Annotated in this window: 20 protein-coding genes and 1 pseudogene; all 21 read left to right on the plus strand. The window is 47.4% G+C overall.

Annotated features, from left to right (window positions below; translation table 11 throughout):
* Positions 1-170 precede the first annotated feature (170 nt).
* The 21 genes and pseudogenes from H1230_RS11395 (at position 171) to trpA (ending at position 17,676) form a co-directional block, all read left to right on the plus strand.
* Positions 171-443, plus strand: a complete 273-nt coding sequence (locus tag H1230_RS11395; RefSeq protein ID WP_154118429.1) for an HU family DNA-binding protein — start codon at positions 171-173, stop codon at positions 441-443.
* 140 nt (positions 444-583) lie between these two features.
* Positions 584-832 (plus strand): trp RNA-binding attenuation protein MtrB, encoded by a 249-nt coding sequence (mtrB, locus tag H1230_RS11400; RefSeq protein WP_087916928.1) that lies wholly within the window; start codon positions 584-586, stop codon positions 830-832.
* A gap of 98 nt (positions 833-930) precedes the next feature.
* Complete coding sequence (locus H1230_RS11405) at positions 931-1,476, plus strand: hypothetical protein (RefSeq protein WP_239715575.1); 546 nt, start codon at positions 931-933, stop codon at positions 1,474-1,476.
* Positions 1,477-1,590: 114 nt separating this feature from the next.
* Positions 1,591-2,460: a heptaprenyl diphosphate synthase component 1 gene (locus H1230_RS11410; protein WP_239715576.1), complete on the plus strand. Its 870-nt coding sequence runs from the start codon at positions 1,591-1,593 to the stop codon at positions 2,458-2,460.
* Positions 2,461-2,463: 3 nt separating this feature from the next.
* Entirely contained in the window at positions 2,464-3,210 is a 747-nt protein-coding gene (locus H1230_RS11415) for a demethylmenaquinone methyltransferase (protein ID WP_239715577.1), read from the plus strand.
* A 1-nt stretch (position 3,211) separates the two neighbouring features.
* Entirely contained in the window at positions 3,212-4,087 is an 876-nt protein-coding gene (locus H1230_RS11420) for a UbiA-like polyprenyltransferase (protein ID WP_239715578.1), read from the plus strand.
* Positions 4,084-4,686, plus strand: a complete 603-nt coding sequence (locus tag H1230_RS11425) for a UbiX family flavin prenyltransferase (protein ID WP_239715579.1) — start codon at positions 4,084-4,086, stop codon at positions 4,684-4,686. Before H1230_RS11420 ends, H1230_RS11425 begins: the two co-directional genes overlap by 4 nt.
* 4 nt (positions 4,687-4,690) lie before the next feature.
* A complete protein-coding gene (locus H1230_RS11430) occupies positions 4,691-5,551 on the plus strand; it encodes a menaquinone biosynthetic enzyme MqnA/MqnD family protein (protein ID WP_239715580.1) in 861 nt (286 codons plus the stop codon).
* Positions 5,548-6,516, plus strand: coding sequence for a polyprenyl synthetase family protein (locus H1230_RS11435; RefSeq protein WP_239715581.1), 969 nt, complete (start codon positions 5,548-5,550; stop codon positions 6,514-6,516). The genes H1230_RS11430 and H1230_RS11435 overlap by 4 nt, the downstream gene beginning before the upstream one ends.
* Positions 6,517-6,610: 94 nt before the next feature.
* Entirely contained in the window at positions 6,611-7,054 is a 444-nt protein-coding gene (ndk, locus tag H1230_RS11440) for a nucleoside-diphosphate kinase (RefSeq protein WP_239715582.1), read from the plus strand.
* 27 nt (positions 7,055-7,081) lie between these two features.
* Complete coding sequence (locus H1230_RS11445) at positions 7,082-7,885, plus strand: CheR family methyltransferase (protein WP_239715583.1); 804 nt, start codon at positions 7,082-7,084, stop codon at positions 7,883-7,885.
* A gap of 116 nt (positions 7,886-8,001) precedes the next feature.
* Positions 8,002-8,163, plus strand: coding sequence for a hypothetical protein (locus H1230_RS11450; protein WP_239715584.1), 162 nt, complete (start codon positions 8,002-8,004; stop codon positions 8,161-8,163).
* A gap of 197 nt (positions 8,164-8,360) precedes the next feature.
* Positions 8,361-9,530 (plus strand): chorismate synthase, encoded by a 1,170-nt coding sequence (gene aroC / locus H1230_RS11455; RefSeq protein WP_239715585.1) that lies wholly within the window; start codon positions 8,361-8,363, stop codon positions 9,528-9,530.
* Positions 9,531-9,532: 2 nt separating this feature from the next.
* Positions 9,533-10,635, plus strand: a pseudogene (gene aroB, locus H1230_RS11460) (3-dehydroquinate synthase).
* Positions 10,629-11,003: a chorismate mutase gene (gene aroH / locus H1230_RS11465; protein ID WP_239715586.1), complete on the plus strand. Its 375-nt coding sequence runs from the start codon at positions 10,629-10,631 to the stop codon at positions 11,001-11,003. The pseudogene aroB and the gene aroH overlap by 7 nt, the downstream one beginning before the upstream one ends.
* A gap of 343 nt (positions 11,004-11,346) precedes the next feature.
* Positions 11,347-12,903, plus strand: coding sequence for an anthranilate synthase component I (gene trpE / locus H1230_RS11470; protein WP_239715587.1), 1,557 nt, complete (start codon positions 11,347-11,349; stop codon positions 12,901-12,903).
* Between the two features lie 225 nt (positions 12,904-13,128).
* Positions 13,129-14,169: an anthranilate phosphoribosyltransferase gene (gene trpD, locus H1230_RS11475; protein WP_239715588.1), complete on the plus strand. Its 1,041-nt coding sequence runs from the start codon at positions 13,129-13,131 to the stop codon at positions 14,167-14,169.
* Entirely contained in the window at positions 14,159-14,989 is an 831-nt protein-coding gene (trpC, locus tag H1230_RS11480; protein ID WP_239715589.1) for an indole-3-glycerol phosphate synthase TrpC, read from the plus strand. The genes trpD and trpC overlap by 11 nt, the downstream gene beginning before the upstream one ends.
* Positions 14,982-15,662 (plus strand): phosphoribosylanthranilate isomerase, encoded by a 681-nt coding sequence (locus H1230_RS11485; protein WP_239715590.1) that lies wholly within the window; start codon positions 14,982-14,984, stop codon positions 15,660-15,662. Before trpC ends, H1230_RS11485 begins: the two co-directional genes overlap by 8 nt.
* On the plus strand, positions 15,659-16,855 hold the full coding sequence (trpB, locus tag H1230_RS11490) for a tryptophan synthase subunit beta (RefSeq protein ID WP_239715591.1): 1,197 nt from the start codon (positions 15,659-15,661) through the stop codon (positions 16,853-16,855). Before H1230_RS11485 ends, trpB begins: the two co-directional genes overlap by 4 nt.
* A gap of 14 nt (positions 16,856-16,869) precedes the next feature.
* Entirely contained in the window at positions 16,870-17,676 is an 807-nt protein-coding gene (gene trpA / locus H1230_RS11495; protein WP_239717263.1) for a tryptophan synthase subunit alpha, read from the plus strand.
* Positions 17,677-17,701: the final 25 nt, after the last annotated feature.

Consider the following 17,701-nt stretch of genomic DNA (forward strand, 5'->3'; position numbering starts at 1 on the left):
TTTTCAAGGAACGCCTTGAAATTATGGATGGGCTGTATTACTATAAGTTTGTTGCGCTTTAGGGTCTACAGGCGCCATTGTCTAGTAATAAACGGGATTATCACGTATATTTTACGTTGAAACGGAAACAGTGAATGATACCGGAAATTTGCCCAGGGAGGTGAGAAGACATGAATAAATCAGATTTGATCAACGTAGTGACAGAAGCAACTGAACTTCCCAAGAAAGATGCTACTAAAGCGGTGGACGCCGTTTTTGAAGCAATTGCGGGAGCTTTGCAAAGTGGTGATAAAGTCCAACTGGTTGGATTCGGAAACTTTGAAGTGCGCGAACGTTCCGCACGTAAAGGCCGTAACCCACAAACTGGTGAAGAAATCGAAATTCCTGCAAGCAAGGTACCGGCATTTAAACCCGGTAAGGCGCTTAAAGACGGAATCAAATAAAGATTTCTACATATCGTTCCCATAGCTTTCTTAAGAACAATTATGCCGCCCTCCAAGGCGGCATTTGTTTTTGGAAGCTATAAAGGGTGCGATTTAAAAAGGTTCAAGCGTATGTTCACAAAACGTTAGGAGGATCAGAGATGACTGAGAACAATAATGGCGGCAATCCGCTTCCTACAGGCAGTGATTACATCGTGGTTAAAGCTAAGGAGAACGGTGTACAAGTAATAGGGTTGACAAGAGGCCTTGATACGCGTTTTCATCATACGGAGAAACTGGACAAAGGCGAGGTACTTATCGCCCAATTCACTGATCATACCTCAGCTATGAAAATTCGCGGTAAGGCTGAAATATGGAGCAAGCACGGACAATTGGAGAGCGAGAGCTAAAAAGCAGGCATAGCCTGCTTTTTTTCGAAATATAAGTAAGATATGAATGATCGAACAACGTACAAAGAGGCGGAAACGATGGATTAGGGGGCGTGTCCATGAACCGGGCTTGGCTGATTGGAGCTGTAACGCTGCTGACCGCGACCTCCGCTGTAATATTGCCCCTGATGCTGGCTGATCTCGATTCTTCCTTGCAGCAGGAGCGTATTGCGGTTGAGACCTTTACAGGCGGGCACAACACGATGCTTGATAATACCAATCTCGTTGATGTTGTGGGGGCACTTCCCCTGAGTCTACCCATTGATAGCGTCGGTTGGGAGGACCATGTTCTGTCGCTTGATCTACTGGTGACCGGAAATGATCATGAACCGGAAGAACTGTATCAGAACATGGCTCAGGTGATATCCTTCGCTTTTCAGGAAACGGCGAATGTGAATCAGCTGCTGCTGCGTATTGTTGCCGAGGACAAGTGGCTGGGAAGCCGTCGTCTGCTGCTGGCTGGCGACATTAGACGCCAGGAGTGGTCTCGTGAGCTGCAGGATGAGCTTCAATCTGCCGGCAATAGTCCATTAACGGGTCATCTTAAGAGTGGTTTCCGCATTAGTGAAAGCGAACTGTGGAAGAACCAGTTCATTTCTCCCTGAAATGGGTAAAAGAAACTAGAGCAAACCACCGTGCGTGACAAAAAAACATGTGATATAATAGACAAGATTGTGAACAAAGTACTTGTCATAACGTCAATGGCTTCGGAGGCTGAAATGAAACCGTATCGCATACCGCAATTGGCTAAACCCTACACCGACTACGACATGATTCAGCGGCATACGGAATTGCCGCCGTTTTCCGATGGCCGGGGTCATTTGTTATATATTTTTCTTAACCACGGCTCCTCTGCCGAGCGGGTTAACGGAGAGTTGTACACGCTGGTCACAGCCCTTGTACAGCTTGGTCTGGACACGCATGAGGCGATCGACCGTTCCAATGGCGAACATGGGGGTGACCCTATGCGTTCTCGCCAATTAAAGGTGCTGGCCGGTGATTACTTCAGCAGCTGGTTTTATCATTTGCTTGCGAAGCGGGAACAAATTGAGATGGTGGGTATATTAAGTACAGCAATTGCTGATTTCAATGTCATGAAGGCGCATCTTTACGGCAAGATGAGAGGGATGCTTCTCTCGGCTGAACAATACTTGCGGCACATGGTACAGCTGAATATGCGGCTGTTTCTTTCTTTTACACCCATGATTGAAGAACCCCTTGCAGAGATTTGGGAGAAGCTGTTGGCTGAATTCAGCCAGTGTGAGACTGTAGTCCTAGAGCTTCGGCGCAGCAATGATCCTGCGAACGCGATGGATGGTTATTGCTACTGGAAGGTGCTGGAGTCAGCAACAGAGGACGAGCTACAGATGCTTCGAAGCCACAACCTTGATCTCAAGGATTGGAAAAAGCTGATGATGAAGTATAAATGTGATTCCCTGCTGACAGACAAGCTGCATCATTCACTCCAGTCCATTCGGGGATTGCTGCAAGGAATTAAAGATGAGAATCTGATCAGTGAGCTAAGCAATGCGCTGGACCACTTCCTCCTGCAGATGAAAATTTCTGGTCAAGCAGCCGTGGAGGGGTAACGAATGACGATAGAAAAAACGACTACAGAAGTAGGCGGTAAGAGCAATAAACCCAAAGAGCAATTTGTGCATTCCGTATTTGAGAGCATTGCTGGCAACTATGATTTGATGAATGATATTTTAAGTTTCCGCCGCCATAAGGCCTGGCGCAAGTTCGCCATGAAGAAGATGTCAATGAAGCATGGGGATTCTGCAGTTGATCTATGCTGTGGCACCTGTGACTGGAGTATTGCTCTGGCGGAAGCAAGTGAGACAGGCTGTGTGATGGGCCTTGACTTCAGTGCAGGTATGCTTGAAGTAGGGCGACGCAAAGTTGAAGAACATAAACTCCAGAATCGAATCTCTCTCGTGCAGGGAAACGCTATGGAGCTGCCCTTTGGCGATAATACCTATGACTATGCGACAATAGGCTTCGGGCTTCGGAATGTACCGGATCTGGTTCAGGTGCTGAATGAAATGAAGCGTGTTGTGAAGCCTGGAGGAATGATCGTATGTCTGGAGCTTTCCAAGCCAATGAAGCAACCGTTTAAAGGAATATATTATTTCTACTTCCAGCGAGTGTTACCACTTTTGGGTAAACTGTTCGCCAAAAGCTATGAGCAGTACAAATGGCTTCCCGAATCGCTAGCGCTGTTTCCTGACCGGGAGCAACTGGCAACTATTTTCCGTGAAACCGGACTGAAAAGAGTGGAATCCTTTCCCTTGACCGGAGGCATCGCGGCATTACATATTGGGCTCAAGGAGAACTGAGATGTTTAAGAAAATCGGCATCTTTTTACAAATGATTAAGTTCGAACACACGGTATTTGCTTTGCCCTTCGCATTTATGGGTGCTTTGCTGGGCTCGGTCGTTATGTTTGGTGCGTTGCCATCCTGGGGTAAAATTGGCTGGATCGTTATTGCCATGTTCGGTGCTCGTAGCGCCGCTATGGGTCTGAATCGACTAATTGACCGGATCAGTGACGCCAAGAATCCACGTACTGCGGGAAGAGCGCTGCCTATAGGGCTTTTGAAAGTTGGAGAAGTTATTATTTTTATTGGCATTTCCTTTTTTCTGTTGTTCTGGGCAGCTTTCAAGTTGAACCCACTATCCGCCAAGCTGTTGCCGATTGCCGTTTTTTTACTTGTCTTTTATTCGTTTACTAAGCGTTTCACTTGGGCATGCCATCTTATTCTTGGTCTTACCATCGCACTCGCGCCTCTGGGCGGCTGGGTGGCGGTAACCGGTAGTGTGGACTGGACTTCAATGGTATTTTACTTCACGATTGTGTTCTGGACAGCTGGGTTCGATATTATTTATTCCTGCCAGGATGTTGAATTCGATAAGAAGGAAGGCTTATATTCCATTCCGGTTCGCTTTGGAATTGCCCGTGCACTTGTTATTGCCCGCGTGTTCCATATTCTTACGGGAATCGGTTTTGTGTCGCTGCTTTTTATTACGGATTTGAGCTGGTGGTATGTTGCTGGTATGCTGATTGCATATATTATTCTTTTTTATGAGCACCATATTGTTTCACCAAGTGATTTAAGCCGTCTACAGACTGCTTTTTTTACGATGAATGGCGTGCTGAGCATTGTAGTATTTTCCTTCACTTTGATTGACTTGGTGGTGCAGTTCTACAAATGAATAATGCACAACCTAAAAGCTTCGTGGTTGGAATTACGGGAGCGAGTGGCGCAATTTATGGTGTTCGTCTGACTGAAACCTTGTTGTCAATGGGTTATAACGTGCATTTAGTCGTGAGCAATGCAGGCTGGCGTGTATTTAAAGAAGAGCTAGGCTTCATCGCCTCAGACCGGGAAGGCTTTCTGAATGAGAAATTCAGAGGGCATCCCGGTTCTCTGCTGTATCACCCCGTTGCTGATATTGGCGCATCTATCGCGAGTGGTTCTTTTCGTGTGGAAGGTATGATTATCATGCCTTGCTCTATGGGGACGTTATCTGCGGTGGCTAACGGAAGCTCTGATAATTTGATGACTCGGGCGGCGGATGTCATGCTTAAAGAAGGGCGTACACTAGTTCTTGTTCCACGTGAGACGCCGCTGCATGCGATTCATCTTGAGAATATGCTTAAGCTGTCCCGCCTAGGCGTCCGAATGATTCCGGCGATGCCCGCCTTTTACTTTGGTCCACAGAGTGTGGATGATCTTGTTAACTTCATGGTGGGTAAGGTGCTGGACAGTTTTAATATGGAGCACACTTTATTTCGCAGATGGGGGGAGTAAAGGAATGAATAGTAACGGGCATACCGTTATCGGTAAAATCAGTTATACCAATTCATGGCCGGTATTTCACAATTTCCATCCTTCTGCCCTGAAGATTCCTGCAGAGATGGTGAGTGAAGTGCCTGCCATTCTTAATCAGGGTATGAGTCAGGGAAGCATTCATGTGGGTGCATTATCTTCATTTGCATATGGTGAAGCGAGTGACAGATTATTGTTGCTGCCGGATTTATCTGTTAGTTCAGAGGGTCCGGTGAACTCGATTATGCTGTTCTCCCGAGTACCGATTGCACAGATGGGTAGTGGAACGATAGCCGTAACCAACACTTCTGCTACCTCGGTAAATTTGCTGAAGATACTGATGGAGAAGGCTTTTAACGCTAAACCGGAGTATATTAGCGTTGACCCTGATCTGGATGTCATGATGGAGCATGCAGATGCATGTCTGCTGATTGGGGATAATGCAATTAGAGCCTCTTGGCAGGATCAGGGATATATCGTTACCGATCTTGGGCAGCTTTGGAAAGAATGGACTGGCTTAGGCATGACCTTTGCCGTTTGGGCAGTAAACAGAGATGCTGCCAGAACAAAACCAGAAGCGATATCAGAGATTGCTGAAGCTTTTGCGAACAGCAAGAAACAGGGTTTGCGTAATTTGGCTCCCATTGTCCGTGAAGCATGCTCCACTATCGGTGGTACGGAGTCATACTGGAACGGATATTTTCGCAACTTGATTTATGATTTTGGAGAAAGGCAGCAGAAGGGTCTGAACCTCTATTTTCGCTATGCCTATGAGCTGGGCCTGCTGCCGCAGGAAGTGAAGATAGAGCTTTGGAGTCATAATCTGTTGACACGGGTGAAGGAATGAAACGACTGCAACTATTCGGTTTGCTGAATAATGATATGGATCAGATCGAAAAAGAGCTGTACCGTAGTGTACAGGGTGACGACGATCTGCTGACTGAGACCTCTATGCATCTGCTAAAGGCTGGTGGGAAAAGACTGCGGCCTATATTTGTGCTCATGGGTGGCAAATTTGGGCGGTATGATCTGCAAAAGCTAAAGTGTATTGCTGTACCCCTTGAGCTGATTCATAGCGCATCGCTTGTTCATGATGATGTCATTGATGATGCCGAACTCCGGCGGGGTGAACTGACGGTGAAGGCAAAGTGGGGCGATAAAATTGCCATGTATACTGGAGATTACATATATGCCAAGGCACTAATTATGACCACAGAGCTGAAGAATCCGCGTATTCATCAAATTTTGTCTAAGGCTATGGTGGAAATGTCCATCGGAGAGATGGAGCAGATTCGTGATTTCTTCAACACAGAGCAAAGTGTGCGCCATTATCTGCAGCGTATTCGCCGCAAAACGGCGCTTTTGATCGCCGTTAGCTGCCAGCTTGGTGCGCTAGCAGCTGATGCAGAGCCTGAGTCGGCACGGCTGCTCTACAATTACGGATATAACGTCGGCATGGCGTTTCAGATCCGTGATGATCTGCTCGATCTTTCCGGGACGGAAAAACAGATCGGAAAACCACCGGGTAGTGATATGCGTCAGGGCAATATCACCCTTCCCGTTATTTATACTCTTGAGGATGAAAGGTTGCGCACATCGCTTCTGGATGAGATTTCTTCTATTCGTGAAGGCCACAGCAGTGTTGGACGCGCCATTGATCTTATTCTGACAGGCGAAGGTATTTCTCGCGCCGAGGAGCTGGCTTCGCGCTATATTGCCAAAGCACTTAACGCGCTGGATCAGTTGCCAAATAGCAGAACCAAACGTAATCTGCGGGACATTGCTTTTTTTGTCACAGGCAGAGCCTATTAAGACAGAATATTAAGCGTTCCCATAAAGCAATGTTTCTGATAATATCAGAAAGTAAATACTACCTGCATCTTTATGTGGAATTGGAGAGTGCCCAATGGAACAAACGTATCTAATGATCAAACCGGACGGAGTTCAGCGTGGGTTAATCGGGCGCATTGTTTCACGCCTGGAGGATAAGGGATTCAAGCTGGTCGCTGCCAAGCTAACTACTGTAACGGACGAGCAGGCAAATAAGCATTATGCGGAGCATGAGGGCAAGGATTTCTTTCCTAATCTGGTCAGCTTTATTACCTCAGGTCCTGTATTTGCCATGGTATGGGAAGGCGATGATGTTGTGGCTTTATCCCGTATACTCATTGGCAAGACAAAGGTTGGAGAAGCTCTTCCAGGCACGATTCGAGGCGATTTCGCCAGTCATACACCGCTCAACCTGATCCATGGGTCGGACTCGCCCGAAAGTGCCGAACGGGAAATTCTCAATTTCTTTGCGCCAGATGAGCTGTCGGAATATAACAAAGATATCGCAGCCTGGTTGTAATATCCGGGCAGAAGGCAGGGGGAAGTTATGTCTGAACGTGAAGATGCGACAATAACAGCAGATCCTGATTACACAGGGTTTATTTATAACATCAAGAAGAGTACTGGAATTGATCTAGCCCAGTATAAAGAGGCTCAGATGAAGCGTCGTTTGACAACTCTTCGTACGAAGAACGGATTTCAAACCTTTAGTGATTTTTTTGCCGCAATGATGAAGGAAAAGCCCTTATTTTATGAGTTTCTAGACCGGATGACGATTAATGTCTCGGAATTTTGGCGTAATCCAAATCGCTGGGAAGTGCTTCGCGATACTATTTTACCAGATTTGCAGCGATCAGGCCGCAAGCTAAAGCTTTGGAGCGCCGCTTGTTCCACCGGAGAAGAGCCTTATACGCTAGCTATGATTTTGTCTGACAAGGATATATTATCGAAGACAGGCATTCTTGCTACGGATATCGATGATGGGGCTTTGGCTAAAGCGAAGCAGGGTCTGTATTTAGAACGATCCTTAAAAGATGTACCTAAGGATGTTGCTGCTCGTTACTTTACTCCGGAGGGACCGGTACTCAAGGTTAGTGAAGGGCTTAAGAAAAACATTGATTTCCGCAAGCAGAATTTGCTGCTTGATACTTTCGATGATGGCTTTGATCTTATCATTTGCCGAAATGTGATGATCTATTTCACAGAAGAGGCAAAGAATAAGCTGTATCACAAGTTTGCGGCTAGTTTACGTCCGGGGGGATATTTGTTTGTAGGCAGCACGGAGCAGATTTTCACTCCAGCACAATACGGGTTTGAATCAACGGAGACTTTTTTCTATCGTAAAAAGTAGGATTTTACTGCTATTTTGTGGCTTCTGAAGCTTCTGATCGGGATGTATACTTTTTCCTCTTTACAGTGATACTGGATAATAGTATCCGTACGCTAAGCGAAAGGAAAGTATATCCGATGGACAAAAGCAAGGTTATTTCCGCATACAGACGCGGTTTCATTACCTTCCGTGAGTGCGGACAAATTCTCGGTGTGGAGGATGTACAGCTGAAGCGATTGGTGCAGCTCGAGGAGAACAGGCTTGCTTTTCCTCAGTCAGATCAGCGCATCGGAAGCTGATATAGGCTCCAGACTAGATCCAAAGGGGCGTCACTTATACTCACAAGAGTATGGGCGACGCCTTTTCTATTAGGATGGAACAGGAGTCATTCCAGCTTTATCCCTTTCTTGTCAAAGCGGATTCCCTATACTATAATGAGCAAAGACATTTAACATTTTAGCGGTTTACAGTTTGAAAGTGTGAAGGGGGAACGCAGATGAGTTTACGCTATTTAACAGCGGGGGAAACGCACGGACCCCAGCTTACGGCTATTATTGAAGGACTGCCCAGTAATTTGACATTGAATTTCGAAGAATTAAATTTTCAACTGCAACGTCGGCAAAAAGGGTATGGACGAGGACGCCGGATGCAAATTGAGAAGGATACGGCACAAATTGTCGGCGGTGTGCGGCATGGCTTTACAACAGGCGCTCCAGTTGCCCTTGTGGTAGAGAACAAGGACTGGACTCACTGGAAGACCATTATGAATATTGAGCCGATACCAGGTGGTGACGAAGAGAAGCGCCGTGTAAACCGCCCGCGTCCAGGTCATGCAGATTTGAATGGCGGATTGAAGTACAATCTTACCGATCTTCGTAATGTTCTGGAACGTTCTAGTGCTCGCGAAACGGCGGCAAGAGTTGCTTGCGGCGCTGTGGCTAGACAGTTTTTGGCAGCCTTTGGCGTGAAAATAGCGGGTCAAGTGATCCGGATTGGTGAAATAGAAGCGCCTACCAACAATCTGCCTATCGATGAGTTAATTGAGTTAACGGAGCAATCCTCTGTCCGAGTCGTCGACAAAGAGACGGAATTGAAGATGGAGTCTTACATAGACAAGATCAAGGAGGAAGGCGACTCCATTGGCGGGATTGTGGAATGTATTGTTGAAGGTCTGCCGATCGGACTCGGCAGCTATGTGCAATCGGACCGGAAACTGGATGGAGCAATCGCTGGTGCTGTCATGTCCATAAATGCATTCAAAGGTGTAGAGATAGGCATCGGATTCGAAGCCGGTAGACTGCGCGGCTCTCAGGTCCATGACGAGATCATGTATGATGCTGCTCAAGGGTACTACCGTGGGAGCAACCGGCTCGGCGGTTTTGAAGGCGGTATGACTAATGGAATGCCGGCTGTTGTCCGGGCAGTAATGAAACCAATCCCTACGCTGTACAAACCGCTCCAAAGTATTGATATCGATACTAAAGAACCGTTTACAGCACAGGTAGAACGTTCAGATGCCTGTGCTGTCCCGGCAGCTTGTGTCGTGCTGGAGAATGTGGTGGCTTGGGAAATAGCCAAGGCATTCCTCGACAAATTCGGCGGTGATTCTATGGAAGAGATCAAAGCTAATTACGACAATTATCATTCACAATTGGAGAGCTACTAATTATGCGAAGTATAAGAGTAGATTTAGGTGATCGTTCTTATCCTATCCATATCGGAAGCGGGTTGCTGCAGAATATTGGCGAACGGTGTGTTGAAGCCGGATTTCCAATTCGAAGCTCGTTGCTGGTTGTCAGTGACACTGAAGTAGCCCCACGTTATTTACCGGCCCTTGAAGCTGCTCTGCAACAGAAGGGGTATACGGTGTATTGTCATGTTATTCCAGCAGGTGAAGCTTCTAAATCCCTGACCGTGTATGAAGAAGTGATGACTACAGCGATTCAAGCGGGTCTGGATCGTCATTCAGCAGTCTTGGCCCTGGGGGCGGTGTTGTCGGAGATCTGGCTGGATTTGTAGCCGCCAGTTATATGCGTGGAATAGGCTTTCTGCAAATTCCGACAACTATTCTTGCACATGACAGCAGTGTGGGCGGCAAAGTAGCTGTTAATCATCCCCTTGCCAAGAATATGATCGGTGCCTTTTATCAGCCATCAATGGTACTTTACGACCTCGATACTCTGTTAACCTTACCTCCACGACAAGTTTCTTCGGGGCTTGCTGAAGTGGTGAAGCATGGCCTTATTGTGGATAAGGAATTTGCTTACTGGTGTCGTGAGCATGCGACAGAGCTGCTAGGTCTGAATCTTGAGGTTCTAGGCTACGCGCTCGAGCGAGGCTGCTCGATCAAGGCTGACGTGATTAGAAACGATGAGCGGGAGCAAGGCGTGCGTGCGATACTTAACCTTGGTCATACCATTGGCCATGCGATTGAAGCGGTAGGTGGGTATGGTGTGTTCCTGCACGGGGAAGCGATCTCTATTGGAATGGCGGGATCTGCGCTTTTGGCTGCAAAGTTGGGTCGAGACAAGTCTATTTATGAAGAAACGGTATCCATGCTCTCGGCGCTATCACTGCCTGTAAGGCTGCCTGCGCACTATGATGAGGATGAACTGATGGAAGCTATGATGCATGATAAGAAGTTCAAGGAAGGCAAGATGACCTTCATCGTGCCAGATGCCATTGGTTCTGTGAGCATCGTGAATGATGTTCAGGCGGAGCTTGTACGTGAAGTAATCGCGCAGCTTAAGAAGGAGGGAAGTCCGTGGTAAACAGGGGAATTCGCGGAGCAACAACCGTCAATCATAACGAAGAAACTGAGATTCTACGTGAAACCGTTCTTCTACTGCGGGAAATTGTAGAGCACAATAATGTTATAGCTGAAGATATCTGTAGTGTCTGGATCACAATGACCACGGATTTGGATGCTACTTTTCCTGCTAGAGCTATCCGTGAGATTGAGGGCTGGGAAATGGTGCCACTGATGTGCTCTGTTGAGATTCCGGTCAAGGGCAGTCTGCCCCAGTGCATCCGTTTGATGGTACAAGTCAATACGGATAAGACACAAAAAGAAATCCGTCACATCTATTTGAATGAAGCCAAGAAGCTTCGTCCTGATTTATCACAGAGCAAGTCATAAATTAAAGGGCGGGGTTGTCAATGACTGCAGTCTTCATGTATAGTGTAATTAGCCGAGTAAAGCAGAGTTTAGTTTAGCTGAGATGAGTATAGTTGAGTAGAGCGCAGAGTTTTTTAAGTAGAAGCAGCTATCGTATACATTTGTACAGATTCTTTTTTTGATATGTGCGGTATGTTATTTACGCTACCCGTGCATCTTACTAAGGGATGAATCTGTAGAATATTTGGTAACGTAGCCGTTCCTTTGCTCTTTTTCATAATACTTGCTTACATAAACCTCTACTTCGGTGGAGGTTTTTTCTGTATTTCGGACCCAATCCACATACCCTAAGGAGGTACTTTAAATGACTAATCCGAGTGTTGAACAAGTGCTCTCGTTATCCCGGGAATATAATCTGATTCCTGTCGTAATACGACTGCTTGCTGATATGGAGACGCCTATTCGCATCTTCCAGCGCTTCGCTGAACACGACCGTGCCTTTTTGCTTGAGAGTGTAGAGGGCGGCATACAGTGGGCCCGGTATTCTTTTATCGGCAGTGACCCCTTCCTGATGATCTCCGGCAAAAAAGGTGTTATTAATGTCGAAGTCGGCGGAGAGAAAAGAAGGCTGCACGGAAAACCTATTGAAGAGCTTAAAGCACTGCTACGTTCCTACCGCAGTCCTAAACTGGATGAGATGCCGCCGTTCACAGGTGGAGCTATCGGATTCTTCGGATATGATCTCCTACAATATTACGAAAAGCTGTCCCCGCATGTTAATGATGATCTGCAAATGGATGATATCCGCTTTATGTTCTGTGACCGCATTATTGTATTTGACCATGTGAAGCAGCAAATTTTGCTCATAGGCAATCTGCACATCAAGGATGGCGATACGGATTCCGATATTCGAGCGAATTACGAAGAACTGAGCCAAAAGCTTATGGATATGGCTGAAGACTTGCAAAAGGAAGGTCCGAAGGAGAATGTCAACCGGCGCAGCATTCCGCAGGATATCGAGCTTGGGGAAATTCAATCTAACCTGACCAAGGAACAATATATCAGCAATGTGGAGCAGGCCAAGGAATATATTCGGGCCGGTGATATTTTTCAGGTCGTATTGTCACAACGTCTTCATATTGATACCGAAGTATCCCCACTGCATGTGTACCGGCTGCTTCGTACGCTCAATCCTTCACCCTATATGTATTATCTGAAAATGGATGAGGAGATTATTGTGGGAACATCACCAGAAGCATTGGTAAAGGTGGATGGCAACCGTGTGGAGACTCGGCCTATTGCTGGAACCCGCCCTCGGGGCGAGAATGAGGCTTTGGATCGCGCCCTTGGGTTCGAGCTTTTGGAAGATGAAAAAGAACGCGCCGAGCATTTGATGCTGGTCGATCTTGGACGCAATGACCTCGGGCGGGTCTCAAAGTTCGGAACCGTAAAATGTGATTCCTTTATGGAGATTGAAAGATATTCGCATGTAATGCACATGGTATCGAATGTATCAGGTACCTTGAGTGAAGATAAGGATTTCTTTGATGCCTTCCTATCCTGCATGCCTGCCGGAACCGTATCCGGTGCGCCTAAGCTGCGGGCGATGGAGATCATTGCTGAGTTGGAAAAAGAAGCCCGCGGTGCCTATGCTGGAGCGATTGGTTATCTTGGATTCTCCGGTAATATGGATTCATGTATTACGATCCGCACGATTATTTTCCGCAAAGGACGTGCCTATGTGCAGGCAGGAGCGGGAATTGTGTGGGATTCAGTTCCGGAGAAAGAGTATGAAGAAACGGTAAATAAGGCGAAGGCCATGTTGAAAGCTATTCGAATGGCAGAAGCGATGTTCCCACCTGAGGTGAAGGAGAAGCAAGTGATCAATCAGGATTATATGTTTGAATACACACCTAAATAAAAATATCGTTCACAAAACTAAGCATATGCTTTCGAAGCGAGTTTTGTACGAAGTAAATCCATGAAGTATCGCTAACAAAACTAAGCATATGCTTTCGAAGTAAGTTTTGTACGAAGTAAATCCATGAAGTATCGCTAACAAAACTAAGCATATGCTTTCGAAGCGAGTTTTGTACGAAGCTAAACAGTGATGCCGATGCTCACAAAACTTTAGGGAGGACAAAAAATGGACGCAATGAGATTAATACAATCAGGAATTGCCGGGCTTATAAAAGGCGAGAATCTTACCCGTGCTGAGGCCCGGGGGATCATGGGCACTATTATGGAAGGCGAGGCAACGCCAGCGCAAATCGGATCTTTGCTGACCGCGCTACGGATCAAAGGTGAAACTGTGGAGGAAATCACTGGTTTTGCCGAAGCGATGCGCGGGTTCGGGACACATGTGCTCACGGAGAGTGCGCGTCTGCTGGACACTTGTGGAACAGGCGGTTCCGGTATCCACAAGTTCAATATCTCTACTGCCTCGGCGATTATTTCATCTGCGGCTTCTGTGCGGGTGGCCAAACATGGCAATCGTTCGGCTTCCGGAAGAGCAGGCAGTGCTGATGTGCTGGAGGCACTGGGTGTAAATATTCATTTGAATGCCGAACAGGCGCGGCAATGCTTGGACAGTATTGGCATCTGCTTTTTATTCGCGCAAATTTATCATCCATCAATGAAACATGCAGCTGGGCCACGGCGCGAGCTCGGCGTGCGGACGGTGTTCAACATGCTGGGACCGCTGACTAATCCTGCTGGAGCTGACCGCCAGCTTCTCGGAATCTATGACCGCAATATGACGGAGACGGTAGCAAATGTATTGAAGGAGCTGGGCTCCAAACGTGCTATGGTCGTAAGCAGTTTGGATGGACTGGATGAAATCAGCATTTCGGCACCAACATTGGTGTCCGAGCTGAAAGAGGGTCAGGTAACCACTTATGAGATTAGCCCTTATGATCTCGGTCTCAATATGCATTCGCTGGAGGCAGTTATGGGTGGAGATGCGGCCGAGAATGCCGCGATCATCACCACCGTGCTTGAAGGAGTAATAAATCCTTATCGCGACATTGTGCTCGCGAATGCGGGAGCCTGTATCTATGTTGCCGGTTTGGCGGATACGCTGAGCGAAGGCGTGGAGAAGGCAAGAATAGCAGTGGATTCGGGGCTGGCATTAGCCAAACTGGATCAGCTTAAAGCGATGACGGAGGAGCTGAATTATGTATCTTGATAAGATTGTAGCTACCAAGATTAAAGAGGTTGAGGAATTAAGCAAGACATTTTCTCTGCCACAGGCTGAGCGTGAAATAGCAGCACTGGCGGGAACGAGAGGTTTCCGTGCAGCACTGATGAATCGTCGGAATAGAGATATTGGACTAATTGCAGAAGTTAAGAAGGCATCGCCCTCCAAGGGCTTGATCCGTGCAGACTTTGATCCAGTCTCTATCGCCAAAGGTTATGAAGCTGGGGGAGCAGATTGTCTGTCCGTGCTGACAGACAAGGATTACTTTCAAGGCAGTGGTGCGTACTTGCAGCAAGTACGGGAAGCGGTAAGCCTTCCATTGCTGCGCAAAGATTTCATTATCGACGAGAGACAGATATATGAAGCACGGATACTCGGCGCGGATGCGGTACTGCTGATCGCAGCTATTTTGACACCAGTACAACTGTCTTCGTTTACGGATACTGCAGCTGCACTGGGTCTGGATGTATTAATCGAGGTTCATGATCATAGCGAGCTTACGACTGTAATGAATACAGGCAAAATCGAGCATCCAAATGTATTACTCGGAATCAATAACCGCAATTTACGGACGTTCGAGACGTCACTAGTCACAACAGCAGAGCTGACGGCCCTTATTCCACAATATGTTCCAGTAATAAGTGAGAGCGGAATTACAGGTCCAACTGATATTGATTATCTAAGAACTATAGGTGCGCAGGGTGTTCTTGTCGGAGAATATTTGATGCGTCAGACCAATGTTGAGGAAGCCGTTCATAAACTACTCGGCCCACTGGCGGATGGAAAGGTACGTGTTCAACATGGCTGAGACGATAGTAAAAATCTGTGGACTTCAGGACGTTGAAGTGCTAAAATCTATGGTACACTTACCACTGGATTACATAGGTTTTGTCTTTGCGCCTAGTCGCCGTAGAGTGTCCGCTGAGAGTGCTGCACAACTAATGGCTGAGCTTGTAAACTGGAAGGCCAGTGAAGCTCCAAGAGCTGTGGGAGTATTCGTCAACCCTGATCTGGCAGAGCTGGGAGAGCTGCTCTCCACTGTACCCTTAGATGTTATTCAGCTGCATGGACAGGAAAGCCCCGAGTATTGCAAGAAAGTCAAACAGGCTTTTCCGCAGGTTCAGGTATGGAAAGCACTTACTGTAGCTGATAAAGACCGTGATAAGGCGGAGAATATATATACTTATTTTGAGAGTTACGCAGGTGCTGTTGATGCGCTGCTGCTGGATACCTACGATTCGGGACAGAGCGGTGGCTCAGGCCGTACTTTTGCCTGGGATGTGCTTCCTGCTTATCAGGAAATAGCAGCAAGATACGGACTGCCCCTGTTTGTAGCCGGAGGGCTTGATCCCGGTAATGTTAGTGATTTATTGGAGGGTTATGCTCCAGATGGCGTAGACGTATCCAGTGGAGTAGAAAGCGATGGAAGTAAGGATATCGTTAAAATGACAGCTTTCGTGGAAAGGGTGAAGCAATCATGATACAAGTTCCAGACCAATATGGACGTTTTGGATCTTTCGGAGGCCGCTACGTGCCTGAGACTTTGATGAATGCACTGATTGAGTTGGAGGAGGCCTACCGAGAGTATTCGGCAGATCCGACTTTTCAGGAAGAAATAGATTATTTGCTCAAACAATATTCTGGACGGGAGACACCGTTATATTACGCTGAACGTCTTAGTAAACATCTGGGTGCAGCCAAGATCTATTTGAAACGCGAAGATTTGAATCACACAGGGGCTCACAAGATCAATAATGCAATCGGTCAGGGGATTCTGGCTAAACGGATGGGCAAAACCAAGGTTATCGCCGAGACGGGGGCGGGTCAGCACGGAGTGGCAACGGCAACAGTTGCTGCGCTGCTCGGCATGGAATGCAAGGTCTTTATGGGTGAAGAGGATACGCGCCGCCAAGCATTAAATGTATTCCGTATGAAGCTGCTTGGGGCTGAAGTTATTCCGGTTACCTCCGGCTCCAGAACATTGAAGGATGCTGGTAATGAAGCGCTTCGCTACTGGGTCAGCAACGTGGAGGATACATTCTATATCCTGGGCTCCGCAGTAGGACCACACCCTTATCCAATGATGGTCCGTAACTTTCAGCGGGTTATCGGAGATGAGACTCGCCGACAATTTCTGGAAGCTGAAGGACGCCTGCCAGATCTGCTTGTGGCTGCTGTAGGTGGAGGAAGTAATGCTATCGGCATGTTCTACCCTTTCATGGAGGATGAGAGTGTCGGTATGATCGGCGTAGAGGCGGCCGGCAAGGGGATTGATACCCCGTTTCATGCGGCAACGATGAGCAAGGGCAGCCACGGTGTATTCCAAGGCTCAATGAGCTATTTGCTGCAGGACGAACATGGACAGGTTACAGAGGCGCATTCCATTTCTGCGGGTTTGGACTATCCGGGAGTTGGTCCTGAGCATTCCTATCTAAAAGATATGAAACGTGCCCAGTATGTGCCAGTTACGGATGATGAGGCACTTGCAGCGCTTAAGCTGTTATGCTTAACGGAGGGGATTATTCCTGCACTTGAATCAGCTCACGCAATCGCCCATGTAGCGAAGATTGCCAAAGACCTTACCAAGGATGATATTGTTGTCATCTGTCTGTCAGGCCGTGGTGATAAAGACGTGGAGTCTATTATGGCCTATTCAGAAGGAGAGGGAAAGTAATGACAACAGATACTATGAACCGGATGGATCTGACGTTCCGGAAGCTTAAGGCTGAGGGGCGGGCAGCATTGATCCCCTTCCTTACGGTCGGAGATCCCGATCTTGAGACTACACTTGCCATTATTACTGAACTTGAAGCGGCAGGTGCCGATATTCTGGAGCTGGGTGTTCCCTACTCTGATCCACTCGCGGATGGTCCAGTCATACAACGAGCCTCCGCACGGGCGCTGAAGGGGAACATTCACTTGCGCACCTGTATGGAGACAGCCTTAAAGGCCCGTCAAGCTGGGAGCGAGTTGCCCTTTATCTTATTTACCTATTATAATCCGGTGCTGCAAATGGGACTTGATACTTTTTTCGCAGCATTGAGTACTCATGAAATTAGCGGTCTTATTATTCCTGATCTGCCTGTGGAAGAGTCTGAAGACATGCGCCGTCGCAGCCGTGCAGCTGGTGTGAATCTCATTCCATTGGTCGCACCGACCTCGCATGAACGTATCGCTAAGATCGTATCTGGTGCGAGCGGATTCGTTTATTGTGTATCCTCACTGGGTGTCACTGGAGAAAGATCTACTTTTCATGAAGGTGTAGATGCCTTTATTGAATCAGTACGGCAGCTGACTGATCTGCCGGTGGCTGTAGGGTTCGGCATCTCTACCGGCGAACAGGTCGCCCGTTTTGCCCAAATATGTGATGGGGTGGTCGTGGGTAGCGCCATTGTCCGCAAAGTCGAAGATGTGATTCCGCTGCTGGACAATCCCGCCACACGACAAGAAGGGTTGTTGCAAATTCGTGAATTTGTGGCACAATTAAGACCATAAAAGTTAATATTTCTGGAGAGAGAGG

The organism is Paenibacillus sp. 19GGS1-52, assembly GCF_022369515.1.
Taxonomy (GTDB): Bacteria; Bacillota; Bacilli; order Paenibacillales; family Paenibacillaceae; genus Paenibacillus_AQ.

What these genes read in the sequence shown, in the direction of transcription:
- H1230_RS11395 (WP_154118429.1), top strand. Translation starts at nt 171, where the DNA reads ATGAATAAATCAGATTTGATCAACGTAGTGACAGAAGCAACTGAACTT.
- mtrB (WP_087916928.1), top strand. Translation starts at nt 584, where the DNA reads ATGACTGAGAACAATAATGGCGGCAATCCGCTTCCTACAGGCAGTGAT.
- H1230_RS11405 (WP_239715575.1), top strand. Translation starts at nt 931, where the DNA reads ATGAACCGGGCTTGGCTGATTGGAGCTGTAACGCTGCTGACCGCGACC.
- H1230_RS11410 (WP_239715576.1), top strand. Translation starts at nt 1,591, where the DNA reads ATGAAACCGTATCGCATACCGCAATTGGCTAAACCCTACACCGACTAC.
- H1230_RS11415 (WP_239715577.1), top strand. Translation starts at nt 2,464, where the DNA reads ATGACGATAGAAAAAACGACTACAGAAGTAGGCGGTAAGAGCAATAAA.
- H1230_RS11420 (WP_239715578.1), top strand. Translation starts at nt 3,212, where the DNA reads ATGTTTAAGAAAATCGGCATCTTTTTACAAATGATTAAGTTCGAACAC.
- H1230_RS11425 (WP_239715579.1), top strand. Translation starts at nt 4,084, where the DNA reads ATGAATAATGCACAACCTAAAAGCTTCGTGGTTGGAATTACGGGAGCG.
- H1230_RS11430 (WP_239715580.1), top strand. Translation starts at nt 4,691, where the DNA reads ATGAATAGTAACGGGCATACCGTTATCGGTAAAATCAGTTATACCAAT.
- H1230_RS11435 (WP_239715581.1), top strand. Translation starts at nt 5,548, where the DNA reads ATGAAACGACTGCAACTATTCGGTTTGCTGAATAATGATATGGATCAG.
- ndk (WP_239715582.1), top strand. Translation starts at nt 6,611, where the DNA reads ATGGAACAAACGTATCTAATGATCAAACCGGACGGAGTTCAGCGTGGG.
- H1230_RS11445 (WP_239715583.1), top strand. Translation starts at nt 7,082, where the DNA reads ATGTCTGAACGTGAAGATGCGACAATAACAGCAGATCCTGATTACACA.
- H1230_RS11450 (WP_239715584.1), top strand. Translation starts at nt 8,002, where the DNA reads ATGGACAAAAGCAAGGTTATTTCCGCATACAGACGCGGTTTCATTACC.
- aroC (WP_239715585.1), top strand. Translation starts at nt 8,361, where the DNA reads ATGAGTTTACGCTATTTAACAGCGGGGGAAACGCACGGACCCCAGCTT.
- trpE (WP_239715587.1), top strand. Translation starts at nt 11,347, where the DNA reads ATGACTAATCCGAGTGTTGAACAAGTGCTCTCGTTATCCCGGGAATAT.
- trpD (WP_239715588.1), top strand. Translation starts at nt 13,129, where the DNA reads ATGGACGCAATGAGATTAATACAATCAGGAATTGCCGGGCTTATAAAA.
- trpC (WP_239715589.1), top strand. Translation starts at nt 14,159, where the DNA reads ATGTATCTTGATAAGATTGTAGCTACCAAGATTAAAGAGGTTGAGGAA.
- H1230_RS11485 (WP_239715590.1), top strand. Translation starts at nt 14,982, where the DNA reads ATGGCTGAGACGATAGTAAAAATCTGTGGACTTCAGGACGTTGAAGTG.
- trpB (WP_239715591.1), top strand. Translation starts at nt 15,659, where the DNA reads ATGATACAAGTTCCAGACCAATATGGACGTTTTGGATCTTTCGGAGGC.
- trpA (WP_239717263.1), top strand. Translation starts at nt 16,870, where the DNA reads ATGAACCGGATGGATCTGACGTTCCGGAAGCTTAAGGCTGAGGGGCGG.